Origin of the sequence: Scandinavium lactucae, assembly GCF_033843265.1 — a bacterium.
Taxonomy (GTDB): domain Bacteria; phylum Pseudomonadota; class Gammaproteobacteria; order Enterobacterales; family Enterobacteriaceae; genus Scandinavium; species Scandinavium lactucae.
Genome location: NZ_JAWXRD010000027.1, coordinates 138,047 through 149,560 on the forward strand (window position 1 = coordinate 138,047; position 11,514 = coordinate 149,560).

General features: G+C 54.6%; 10 protein-coding genes. 4 read left to right on the forward strand and 6 right to left on the reverse strand.

Translation table 11 applies throughout. The features are described from left to right. Positions 1-9: 9 nt before the first annotated feature. From SIK69_RS08675 to SIK69_RS08690, 4 genes are all read left to right on the forward strand, one after another. Entirely contained in the window at positions 10-591 is a 582-nt protein-coding gene (locus SIK69_RS08675) for a fimbrial protein (RefSeq protein ID WP_319785896.1), read from the forward strand. Between the two features lie 144 nt (positions 592-735). After that, a complete protein-coding gene (locus tag SIK69_RS08680; protein ID WP_374941367.1) occupies positions 736-1,422 on the forward strand; it encodes a fimbrial biogenesis chaperone in 687 nt (228 codons plus the stop codon). Between the two features lie 14 nt (positions 1,423-1,436). Then, on the forward strand, positions 1,437-3,992 hold the full coding sequence (locus SIK69_RS08685) for a fimbria/pilus outer membrane usher protein (RefSeq protein ID WP_319785897.1): 2,556 nt from the start codon (positions 1,437-1,439) through the stop codon (positions 3,990-3,992). Then, the gene (locus tag SIK69_RS08690; RefSeq protein WP_319785898.1) at positions 3,982-5,133 is read left to right on the forward strand and encodes a fimbrial protein; all 1,152 of its coding nucleotides are present in this window, start codon (positions 3,982-3,984) and stop codon (positions 5,131-5,133) included. The genes SIK69_RS08685 and SIK69_RS08690 overlap by 11 nt, the downstream gene beginning before the upstream one ends. Before the next feature lie 42 nt (positions 5,134-5,175). Here SIK69_RS08690 and cheZ read toward each other — a convergent pair whose 3' ends face one another. Genes cheZ through tar form a run of 6 tightly spaced genes read right to left on the reverse strand, consistent with a single transcriptional unit; the run spans position 5,176 to position 11,470 of the window. Beyond that, positions 5,176-5,820, reverse strand: a complete 645-nt coding sequence (cheZ, locus tag SIK69_RS08695; RefSeq protein WP_319627820.1) for a protein phosphatase CheZ — start codon at positions 5,818-5,820, stop codon at positions 5,176-5,178. A 10-nt stretch (positions 5,821-5,830) separates the two neighbouring features. Then, entirely contained in the window at positions 5,831-6,220 is a 390-nt protein-coding gene (gene cheY, locus SIK69_RS08700; protein WP_319627819.1) for a chemotaxis response regulator CheY, read from the reverse strand. 15 nt (positions 6,221-6,235) lie between these two features. Continuing rightward, positions 6,236-7,285 carry a protein-glutamate methylesterase/protein-glutamine glutaminase gene (locus SIK69_RS08705; RefSeq protein WP_319785899.1) on the reverse strand — a complete coding sequence of 350 codons (1,050 nt, stop codon included), beginning with the start codon at positions 7,283-7,285 and terminating at the stop codon, positions 6,236-6,238. After that, positions 7,282-8,148: a protein-glutamate O-methyltransferase CheR gene (gene cheR / locus SIK69_RS08710; RefSeq protein ID WP_319785900.1), complete on the reverse strand. Its 867-nt coding sequence runs from the start codon at positions 8,146-8,148 to the stop codon at positions 7,282-7,284. Before cheR ends, SIK69_RS08705 begins: the two co-directional genes overlap by 4 nt. 22 nt (positions 8,149-8,170) lie before the next feature. Then, the gene (tap, locus tag SIK69_RS08715; RefSeq protein WP_319785902.1) at positions 8,171-9,772 is read right to left on the reverse strand and encodes a methyl-accepting chemotaxis protein IV; all 1,602 of its coding nucleotides are present in this window, start codon (positions 9,770-9,772) and stop codon (positions 8,171-8,173) included. A gap of 36 nt (positions 9,773-9,808) precedes the next feature. Further along, entirely contained in the window at positions 9,809-11,470 is a 1,662-nt protein-coding gene (gene tar / locus SIK69_RS08720) for a methyl-accepting chemotaxis protein II (RefSeq protein ID WP_319785903.1), read from the reverse strand. Positions 11,471-11,514 lie beyond the last annotated feature (44 nt).

The following is an 11,514-nucleotide window of genomic DNA, read 5'->3' on the forward strand; positions in this document are numbered from 1 at the left end:
AGGATTTTTATGAATACAATATCTAAATCAGCGATAGTATTGTCATCTTTATTAGCGCTGACCAGCCAAAACATCTATGCCGCTGAAGAGAATGCGGGCATCATCCATTTTACGGGTGAAATCATTGAGCCAAGCTGCGAGATTGAAGGCGACAGCGGCACCGATAGCACCGTTCCTTTAGGAACCTATACAACCTCTCTTTTCAAAGCTCCCGGAGATGAATCAGATCTTGTCCCGTTCACTATTAGACTCGCCGATTGCCCTGTTGGCAGCGATGGCCTGCCTCAGGTTCAACTGACGTTTACTGGCTCCACCGCCCTTACCGGGTCTACTTCACTGCTTGAAGTAAGTGCCATCAAGACGGCTGGTGCCGCCGCTGCAACTGGGGTAGGAGTCGCCGTCACCCCGAAATCGGAAAATACTCGGTATTTGACCTTTGATGGCGCTGAGGGTCAGGTTTATGTCAACCTGCCATCGGTCGTCGGCAATGACGTTCAAGCAGAATTTAACGCTCGCTATAAATCTTTCTCCACCACCGTTACCGCAGGGTCTGCAGATGCCGACATGACGGTCAATATTGTTTATCGCTGACAGCGATATATCGCGCCAGCAACATTACTGCAATCTATATATTAATGTAGTAACACCACATATTTTTCACTTGATAAACCAGGCAGCCCCTGGTTTATTTTTCATTGTAACACTAGCTAACGCTGCATCAGAGGAAACCCAAACGTGCGTATTTTTATAGCCGGTGTAATGGGCGCTTCACTTTTATTTCTGTCTGTCAGCCATGCGGCAGGCATTCAGGTAGGACGAACCCGCATCATTTATAACGCTGATAAAAAAGAAGTCGCTCTTCCACTGATTAATCAAGAAAAAGAGCTCCCGTGGCTTATTCAATCATGGACAGACACCGGCGATGGTAAAACGCGTGGTCCTTTCATTGTGACGCCACCGTTGTTCAGACTCGACCCACAAAAAGAACAGAGCCTGCGTATTGCCTGGTCCGGAGCAACGCTTCCCGTCGACAGAGAATCGCTGTTCTGGATAAACATACGCACTATTCCCGCCGTCGCCAAAGAAGATGAGGACAAAAATGTCCTGCGTCTTATCTACAAAACCCGCATGAAGATGTTCTGGCGACCGAAGGGTTTAACAGGCACCACCACTGAAACTTGCAAAAAATTGCGGTTCAGTCGTCAGGGCGCTGCGCTACAAGTTACCAATGATGGCGACTTCTACAGCATCTTCGACAACGTGCATCTCGGTAGCGCGGCGGTAGAAAAAGCCGACATGGTTGCGCCTAAAAGCAGCGTACTTATTCCGTTACCGACGTCAGCCAACGGGCAAAACGTGAGCTGGCGCTGCATTACCGATTACGGTAATGCAGGTGAAAAATTCTCCACAGCGCTGAATTAAGGATAACGAACGGCATGATGGACATACGCCATCCTTTACCCCTTCAGGTGCCCGTAGCGCTTTCACCTTTGAGCGGTCTGATTGCGGGCGTACTCCTGTTGACCGCGTTCGACGCCACTGCTCGCGACTACTATTTTTCGCCTTCATCACTTGAAGGGGATGCGCAGTCGCAACCGGACGTTGACCTTTCATTGTTTTCAAAGAGCAATGCGCAGCTGCCGGGAACTTACTCCTCCATTATTATGCTGAATCAACAGAAGCTGGAAGAGACACGCATCAGCTACATCAACGGTCCGGACGGCGTATTGGTCCCGCAACTCACTCCAGACCTGCTGCGTAAGTGGGGGATACGCGTTGATGCGTTCCCAAGCCTTGCGCAACACCCCGGCAATACGCCATTAATTTCCACGCTGGGGGAAATTATTCCCGACGCCTCGGCCAGCTTTGATTTTAATAGCATGACGTTGCAGATCAGTATGCCGCAGGCTGCCATCGACACCTTAGCCCGCGACACCATCGATCCTTCTCGTTGGGATGATGGCGTACCCACCGCCTTTGCGGATTACTCTTTTTCAGGCTCGCAGCAAACCGAGAGCGACGATAGCACCGAAGACAACCAGTACCTGAACCTGCGCAGCGGTGCAAACCTCGGTGGCTGGCGTTTACGCAATTACTCCACCTGGAGTAAAACCACAGATTCAAATACATGGCAGGCCATCAATACCTGGATTGCACACGATATCGACATCCTAAAGGCTCAGTTTACTGCTGGTGAAAGCAGTACCCGAGGCGATGTTTTTGACAGCATCCAGTACAAAGGGGTAAATCTGGCTACCGACGAAGAGATGCTTCCTTATAGCCAGCGTGGTTTTGCCCCCATAATTCGCGGGATGGCAACCAGTAATGCTGAAATCTCTGTTCGGCAAAACGGATATCTGATTTATCAGGCCAACGTCGCGCCGGGGGCTTTTGAGATTAAAGACCTTTACTCGACCACCAACAGTGGCGATCTGGAAGTAACGATCAAAGAGGCTGATGGCACGGAGCATAAATTTACGCAACCTTATTCCAGCCTTGGTCTTATGCTGCGCCCTGGTCAGATGAAATATGAAGCTACCGTCGCCCGTTATCGTGCCGATGGCGAAACCAATGCTAACGAGCCGCTGTTCGCTCAGGGCAGCATCGTCTACGGGCTGAACAACGTAGCCACACTTTATGGGGGCATCACTACCTCAGAAGACTACCTGGCCGCCAACGTGGGCAGCGGGATAGCCTTAGGAACTCTGGGTTCCATTTCTGCAGATATCACCGTGGCGCGCGCCCGTCTGGATAACGATGAAAGCAGCACCGGGAAATCTCTGCGTCTCCAGTACACAGGGAAAATCGACAGCACTGATACTAACTTTAGCCTCGCGGGCTATCGCTACTCATCAGAGGGCTATTACAGCTTTGCCGATGCTAACCAACGTTATGATGCCGACGAAGATGACTGGCAGTTCCGTTACAACAAACATAACCGTTGGCAGGTCAGCATTAGTCAGAATGTGCTGGGCAGCAGCCTCTACTTAAGCGGCTATCAGCAGGATTACTGGGACACGCGGCGGAAAGAACGCAGTCTGTCGGCAGGAATCAGCCGCACAATTTATGGCGCAAGCTATCATCTGTCGTACACGTACAGCAAAATGGACGACAGTGCCAGTGACCAGATGCTCTCTTTCGGGGTCAGCATTCCACTCAGTCGATGGTTGCCGAATAGCTGGGCCAGCTACAACGTAAGCAATAGTAAAAATGGTGACACGCGCCAGAACCTGGGCGTTAACGGCACGCTGCTCGACGATCAGCGATTGAGCTATTCCTTACAACAGAGCCGCAGTAATCACGATGGCGACACCAGTAGTAGCGTTTACGGCAGCTATAAGTCGCAGTATGCCAATTTCAATACGGGCTATTACGCCTCTTCGGACCACTCCCATCAGCTCAGCTATGGTGCAAGTGGTGCTATTGTCGCGCATCCACATGGCATCACCCTTTCGCAACCGGTGGGCGATACGTTCGCCATTATCAACGCCAAAGGAGCCTCAGGCATTCGCTTCCAGAATGAACGCGGGATCACGACTGACGTCTTTGGCAATGCCATTATCCCCTCACTTAGCCCGTATCAGATCAACAACATTCGTGTGGACACCACCAGCCTGCCAGAGGATGTCGATCCGGTCGACACCGCCATTACAACGATCCCGAGTCGCAGTGCGGCGGTTGCCGCCACTCTGGAGGCGCATATTGGTTACCGGGTACTGATCAACCTCATGCGTACAGGAAACAGCCCGGTTCCATTTGGCGCGATTGCCAGTGACGACATCACGGGTGTGACCGGTATTGTTGATGACACCAGCACGCTTTATCTCGCAGGCATGGGGGAAGCTAGTCGATTGACCATAAAATGGGGCAATGCACCTGAACAAAAGTGCGTCGCCCATGCCACCGTTGATGCAGATGACGCGCCGACTAATCCAACCGGCATCCGCACGCTCAATGCCCTATGTCAGCAGGTCGAAAATCATGTTAAATAAATCCGTTCTTTTCTTTATTTTTACCGGATGTCTCGTTTTCCCGGCCGGTTATGCGATGGCTGCGGCTACTGTTCTGCAAAACTGCTTTACCGGGCCAATAGCTTATAACATAGAATACCAATACGAGTTACCCACCAACGAGAACCGCACCGGATCGATCGTTGATCACCACGACCATCAGGTTGGCGACCTCACGACAATGGAAGCGAATTGTCAATGCCCCAGGAATCTGGCAAGCGGAATGCGCATAGATGAACTCAGCGCAGCGGGAAGCCCGTTGCCGCCTGGAATTAGCGGCTACGGTTCTTTGACAGATCGTGTTGATGTTGATATTTCCGGTTATAGCGACGCCATTAACAGCCCTGGCGGTAACGGTTTGCTGGAACTTGACATTAATGAATACCCTACCAGCCCCGCCAATAGGCCCACCACGAGGGAGTCCTTCAACTCTACCGAGGGAACTGCGAGCGTGTGCAGTGACGAAAGCCGTCCGGAAGGCGGCGCGACGAACAAGCGCCAGTTTCGATGGAATGTAATTTCAATGAAGTTGTATATCAAAAAACCTATTCTCGGTGAAGAAGTCATCCCACAGCGGACCGTTGTCGAGAACTTTGCCTGCCTCTCTTTTGGCACAGGCACCGGCTGTGATTCTACGAATGCCACGCAGGTTTCTACAATCTCACTCGGCGGCACCATCACTGCCCCGCTCAGTTGCACGATTAATGCTGGCAGCACGATTGAAATCGAAATGGGTAACATCGTCAGCTCACAATTTATCGCGCAAGGGCAGCCACCTGCCGGGTATACGCTGAAAAACGTCGACATCGATTATCACTGCGATGCACCCGCCGTCAGCAATAGCAACAAGATACGCTTATCGCTCACCGCCGATCAGGGCGTCAGCGACACGGACAACCGGGTTATCGCTAAAATGCTCGACAGAGATGACCTTGGCGTGCGCATGTTTGATGAAAACAGCAAGAGTGTCATTCTGGATGGGACGGTAGATTTTGACGTGCCGCTGGACAGCGACGGCAACGGCAGCATCCACCTGAAGGCTGCCCCGGTCAGTACCACCAACAAAAAACCGGAGCCGGGGAAATTCGAAGGCAACGTGACCATCAAGATGGATTTACGCTAGAACGCCTAAAATGAGAATGGCCCGTTATGGGCCATTCTTTAATCAGAATCCTAGGCTATCGAGTAAATCATCGACCTGATCCTGGCTGGCGACTACGCCAGCTTTACTGGTGTCCACCTGTGGGCCATTGAGCAGACTGTCGCTCTCACGCTTCTGACGGGACGAGGCATCCGGCATATTCTCCAGCAGCACCATCAACAGCTGACGCTCAATTTCCTGGATTACGTCCATCATCCGCTTGATAACCTGCCCGGTCAGATCCTGGAAATCCTGCGCCATCATAATTTCCAGCAACTGGGCGTTGGTGAAACTGGTGTGTGTCGGCACATCCGCCAGATAACTCCGGGTGTCGGTCACCAGTTCACGCGCATCGCTCAGCTCAATCGGGTTTTCAAACCACTGATCCCAGCGGCCCGAAAGCGCTTTGGCCTCTTTCTCCATCTGGTTCTGATGCGGCTGAGACAGCTCGACGCAGTTCAGCGCACGTTCTGCCGCCTGGGCCGTCATCTGCACCACGTAGTCCAGACGGTCACGGGCATCCGGAATCGCTTCTGCCGCTTCGGCAATCGCTTGATCCAGGCCCAGCTCGCGCAGGCTGTCACGCAGCATACGCGTCAGGCTGCCAATCCGGGCGATAATATCGCCCGCGGAATGCTCGTCTGTCGGTTTTATCGGGTGTTGAGTCATGGTCATCGCCTCACATACCGAGCTTTTCGAAGATTTTGTTCAGTTTCTCCTCGAGGATGGCTGCCGTAAACGGTTTTACGACATAGCCACTTGCTCCGGCCTGCGCGGCGGCGATGATGTTCTCTTTCTTCGCTTCCGCCGTCACCATCAGCACCGGCAATGCCGCCATTGCGCCATCGCCACGAATGGTTTTCAGCAGATCCAGTCCGTCCATGTTTGGCATGTTCCAGTCTGAAATCACAAAACCAAATCCACCCGCCTGAAGTTTATTCAGCGCATCTACGCCATCTTCTGCTTCTTCAACGTTGTTGAAGCCCAGCTCTTTCAGCAGGTTACGCACAATACGACGCATGGTGGAAAAGTCATCCACAACCAGAAACTTAAGCTCTTTATCCGCCATTTAACTTCACTCCTCTTAAATACGTATTGCCTGTCCGGCACTGATTTTCGCCAGCATCTGCTGGCTTACCTGGCTAAGATCGACCACTTCGCTAACACCACCCATATTGATGGCCTCGCGCGGCATGCCGAACACCACACAACTTGCTTCGTTCTGAGCGATGGTCCAGGCTCCCGCCTGATGCATCGCCAGCATTCCGGCGGCTCCGTCGTTACCCATGCCGGTGAGGATCACTCCCACGGCATTTCGTCCGGCGTATTTAGCCACCGAATGAAACAGCACATCCACCGACGGACGGTGCCGGTTAACCGGCGGCCCGTCATGAATTTTGATTTGATAGTTGGCTCCGCTACGCGCCAGCTCCATATGTTTGTCACCGGGCGCGATATAGGCATGGCCCGGTAAAACACGCTCGCCGTCTTCGGCTTCTTTCACCGTTATCTGGCAAAGCTTGTTCAGGCGTTCAGCAAACGATCGGGTAAAGCCCGGCGGCATATGCTGAGTGATTAAAATGGCCGGGCTGGTCAGCGGCAGCGGTTGCAGCACGTGGCGAATCGCCTCGGTCCCGCCGGTCGATGCGCCGATAACCAGCAATTTTTCTGAGCTGAGCATCGGCCCGGCCTTGAGTGCTTTTGGCGGTGTCAACGGTTTATGCGCACTGAGCTGCGCCCGTGCCGCCGCTCTCACCTTGTCGGCAATCATTTCGCTGTACGCCAGCATCCCTTCGCGAATACCAATTTGCGGTTTGGTGACAAAATCCACTGCGCCTAACTCCAGCGCTCGCAGGGTCACCTCTGAGCCCTTCCCGGTCAGGGATGAAACCATCACCACCGGCATCGGGCGTAGACGCATCAGTTTTTCCAGAAAGTCGAGGCCGTCCATACGCGGCATTTCGACGTCCAGGGTCAGCACATCCGGGTTGTATTTTTTGATCAAGTCCCGGGCAACCAATGGATCGGGTGCTGTGGCCACCATTTCCATGTCGCTGTGGCTGTTGACAATTTCGGTCATGATTTGACGCATTAGCGCTGAATCATCGACAGACAACACCCTGATTTTACTCATACTTTATCCTTACTCAGCGCGTACACCGTCTGCCCCCGCAGACTGAACTCGCGCACGAGATTGCTGAAGTTCTCCGAGTGCCCGGCAAACAGTAATCCGCCGGGCTTAAGCAGCGGCACAAAACGGTGCAAAATGTCCTGCTGCGTTGTCTTGTCGAAGTAGATCATCACGTTGCGACAAAAAATCGCATCGAATGGCCCCGGGACGTTATAGGTTTTATCCAGCAAATTCACCGGCGAGAAGTCCACGTAGTTCGCCAGTTCCTGACGCACACGGACCAGCCCGCTATGCGGCCCGGTTCCGCGCATGAAATAGTGCTGTAACTGCTGCTGCGACAGCGTTTTCAACTCATCCTGGCGATAGACGCCGCTCTGCGCTTTATTCAATACTTCGGTGTCAATATCGCTGGCAAACACCTTCCAGCGTCCCGGCGCGGTGCCGAGGGTGTCGGCCAGGGTGATGGCTATCGAATACGGCTCTTCGCCGGTCGATGCCGCCGCACTCCAGACGCGATACTCGCCCTGCCGACGCTTGGCATGCTCCGCCAGGGTCGGGAAATGGTGCGCCTCGCGGAAAAACGCCGTCAGGTTGGTGGTCAGCGAATTAATAAAGGCCTGCCACTCGGCGTTATTCTGGTTGGCCTCCAGCATCGCCAGATAACGGCCAAAATCATCGAGTCCGAGCTGGCGCAAACGTCGCACCAGTCGGTTGTACACCATGTCGCGCTTGTGATCGGCCAGCACAATACCCGCGCGCTGGTAGATCAGTTGGCATATCCGACGAAACTGCGCGTCGGACAGCGCCAGGCGCTGTGTCATCTGCGTGAGGAGTGACGATTGCCCGTTGGGCAGAGTTGCTGTCATAGCGCCTTCTTCTTACGTCCTTTCAGGAAACAACGGGTACGGCAATTGACCGCCCCCCTTCGTGCTGCGTTACATGCTTTTCTTCGAGCTCAAACAACGAAACTAATTTGGTCAAACTGTCTGCCTGTCCTGCCAATTGTTCTGTCGCCGCCGCCGCTTCTTCCACAAGCGAAGCGTTTTGCTGCGTGACCTGATCCATTTGGCTCACCGCCAGCGCCACCTGCTCGATACCACGACGCTGTTCATCAGAGGCCGAAGCAATCTCCCCCATGATGTCGTTCACCTGGGTGACCGAACGCACAATCTCATTCATGGTATTGGCGGCGGTATCCACCAGCGCAGACCCTTCCTGTACGCGGGATACGGACTCTTCAATCAGGCCCTTAATCTCTTTCGCCGCCTGAGCGCTGCGGCTGGCAAGATTACGCACTTCTCCGGCTACCACCGCAAAACCACGCCCCTGTTCCCCCGCCCGAGCCGCTTCGACCGCCGCGTTGAGCGCCAGAATGTTGGTCTGGAAGGCAATCCCATCGATAACGCTGATAATGTCGCCAATCTTCTGCGAACTGGTAGCGATGTCATGCATCGTGTCAGCCACGTGTGAAGCCTGCTCTCCCCCGCGTTTCGCCGTTGCGGCGGCGGTGCTGGCAAGACCAGAGGCCTGGCGAGCGTTGTCGGCGTTCTGCCCTACGGTGGCGGTTAGTTGCTCCATACTTGCTGCGGTTTCCGCCAATGATGCCGCCTGCTGTTCGGTGCGGGAGGAGAGATCGTTGTTGCCTGCGGCAATTTCCGAAATGCCGGTATGCATCGCGTGGCTGCCCTGACGCACCTGGCTGACGGTGTCACGCAGCGCGGTCTGCATCGCTTTCAGTCCGGCAAAAATCGCCGAGATTTCATTCTTGCCATACACCGACACCGGTCGGGCCAGATTGCCCTGCGCAATGCTGGTGAAGTGGCTACTGATAATGTTCAACGGCTGGACGATCATCCGGCGAGTCCACAGCAGCGCCCCACTGGTCAACAGCGCCGCAAGTACCACCATGGCAATGAAAATAGCCGCCGAACGGTGATAATTGCTTTCGCTGTCATGCCGGGCAGCCTGTAAGTAGGCCCCCATGTTCTGCTTCCAGGTGTGGTAGTTGGCATTAAACGCATCCTGCGCCTGCTGGACTGGCGCGGTCATAAAATCAGAGAGCTGATTACTCTCAAGCCAGGTCGCCTGGTGCTCCAGCGCCGCATGAAGACTGGCGTAGGTTTGTTTACTTTGCGCCTGTAACGTTTTGGCCTCATCGTTCACCGGCGGCACCGCCAAAAACTCGGTAAACTCTTTATCGGCCTGTTTCAGGTTCTGCCGCGCATGAGCCATCAGCGCCTTAATATCCTCCGGCGGATAGCTCAACGCGGTCAGGGTCCCGGCTTTATTCAGCGCGGTACTGGCCTGCAAGAGCACCACCCGCGCATCCATCAGGCTGCTCAACTGCAAATTCCCTTGCTCGACCTGACTGAGGTTCTGCTGTCCATCACGAAACGCTAAAAACGACAACCCGTTACTGCCCACCTGCAACAAGCCACATACCACCAGAATCAGAAACAAGGTGGTCGAGATACGAATTCGATTGAACATCACCACTCCCGATATGCGGCAACAGGCCGCGTGTAATTAAAAGGTTTCCCAGTTGTCATCGGTTCCGGCGGTGGCAGCACGCGGGCGCAACGGCTCGCGACTGGCCGGAGGAACGCGTGTATTTTTACTTCCTGTGTTGCTGCTCGTTGCAGCAATCCGAAACGCGGAAACGGCGCGGGTCAGACTGCTGGACTGCTCTTCTAGCGCGGCAGCGGCGGCGGCAGACTGCTGCACCAGCGCGGCGTTTTGCTGGGTCACGCGGTCCATTTCCGACACCGCCAGCGCCACTTGGTCGATGCCCCGGCTCTGTTCATCCGAGGCCGATGAAATCTCGCCCATGATGTCGGTCACCCGGGTCACGGCATTGACAATATCGCTCATGGTTTCCCCGGCGCTTTCCACCAGCACCGAGCCGGTATCCACTTTCGAGACCGAATCTTCAATCAGGCTTTTGATTTCTTTCGCCGCCTGAGCGCTGCGGCTGGCAAGGTTACGCACTTCCCCGGCGACCACCGCAAAACCACGGCCCTGCTCTCCGGCGCGAGCGGCTTCGACCGCCGCGTTGAGCGCCAGGATATTGGTCTGGAAGGCTATGCCGTCGATAACGCCGGTAATATCGGAAATCTTCTGTGAACTGGCGGCGATATCGTGCATGGTTTTCACGACCCCATCGACCACTTTACCGCCGCGCTGTGCGGTTTCGGAGGCGCTTAGCGCCAGCTGCGATGCCTGCCGCGCGTTTTCGGCGTTCTGCTTCACGGTGGCGGTCAGTTGTTCCATGCTGGCGGCGGTCTGCTCCAGGGCGGACGCCTGTTCTTCGGTGCGGGAAGAGAGATCGTTATTGCCGATGGCGATTTCGCTAGTGCCGGAATAAATCGCATCGGAGCCCTGACGTACTCGGGTCACGGTGTCGATCAATGATTGCTGCATGTGGTTGACGGTATCTGCCAGCTCGGCAATCTCATTGCGCCCGCTGACGTTGACCGGCTGGGTCAAATCGCCCTGGGCGATGCGGCGCAAATGGGCCATTACGCCAGTGAGAGGATTCAACAGAATTTGGCGAATGCCGTACCAGGCCGCGGCCAGGATTGCGGCCAGCACCAGGGCGATAATCGCCAGCTGCCACTGGGCAAATTTATAGTCGCGCTTGCTGGTGTTGAAGGCATGCTGATAGAGCGTTTCGCTCTGCGCCGCGTATTGGGTCATCGCCTCACTCAACCCGGTTTGCATCCCCTGGGTCGGTTGGGCGAAATACGCATCCATGTTACCGTTTTGCAGGAAACCAACCAGCTCGCTCAGTCCGGCAAAATAGTTCTGATAGCGGTCATTCACCCGGGCGCTGGCCTCCGCCAGTTCCGGGTGCGCAGCTATCTGGCCGAACGCGGCATAGTGTTTGGCTGCATCCGCCAGTGTTTTTTTCGCGTTATTGAGCAAGTCCGTTTTGGCACTGCTTTGCTGATTCGCAGTATCCATCATCATCCGGGCGGAGGAACGGCTGAGGTTGATACGCGTTTGCAGCATCAGCTCCCAGGTTTTGTTGAGCTCAGCCTGACGGGTACGCAGATCGTTTGAGAGAGCGAAACTTTGCTGGTTTTGCTGGAGTGACGAGAATAAAAAGCCCCCGGACAGCAGCTGAAGCAGTGCGAAGACGACCAGCACCACCATCAACAGGGTGACAACGCGGATACGGTTCAACATACAACACCTTTTCAATAACGTGATAGCGGTGTTATCGGCACGTA

Excerpts from the sequence above, each read along its gene's own strand:
- SIK69_RS08675 (WP_319785896.1), top strand. The coding sequence starts at position 10 with ATGAATACAATATCTAAATCAGCGATAGTATTGTCATCTTTATTAGCG.
- SIK69_RS08685 (WP_319785897.1), top strand. The coding sequence starts at position 1,437 with ATGATGGACATACGCCATCCTTTACCCCTTCAGGTGCCCGTAGCGCTT.
- tap (WP_319785902.1), bottom strand. The coding sequence starts at position 9,772 with ATGTTCAATCGAATTCGTATCTCGACCACCTTGTTTCTGATTCTGGTG.
- tar (WP_319785903.1), bottom strand. The coding sequence starts at position 11,470 with ATGTTGAACCGTATCCGCGTTGTCACCCTGTTGATGGTGGTGCTGGTC.
- cheY (WP_319627819.1), bottom strand. The coding sequence starts at position 6,220 with ATGGCGGATAAAGAGCTTAAGTTTCTGGTTGTGGATGACTTTTCCACC.
- cheZ (WP_319627820.1), bottom strand. The coding sequence starts at position 5,820 with ATGACTCAACACCCGATAAAACCGACAGACGAGCATTCCGCGGGCGAT.
- cheR (WP_319785900.1), bottom strand. The coding sequence starts at position 8,148 with ATGACAGCAACTCTGCCCAACGGGCAATCGTCACTCCTCACGCAGATG.
- SIK69_RS08690 (WP_319785898.1), top strand. The coding sequence starts at position 3,982 with ATGTTAAATAAATCCGTTCTTTTCTTTATTTTTACCGGATGTCTCGTT.
- SIK69_RS08705 (WP_319785899.1), bottom strand. The coding sequence starts at position 7,285 with ATGAGTAAAATCAGGGTGTTGTCTGTCGATGATTCAGCGCTAATGCGT.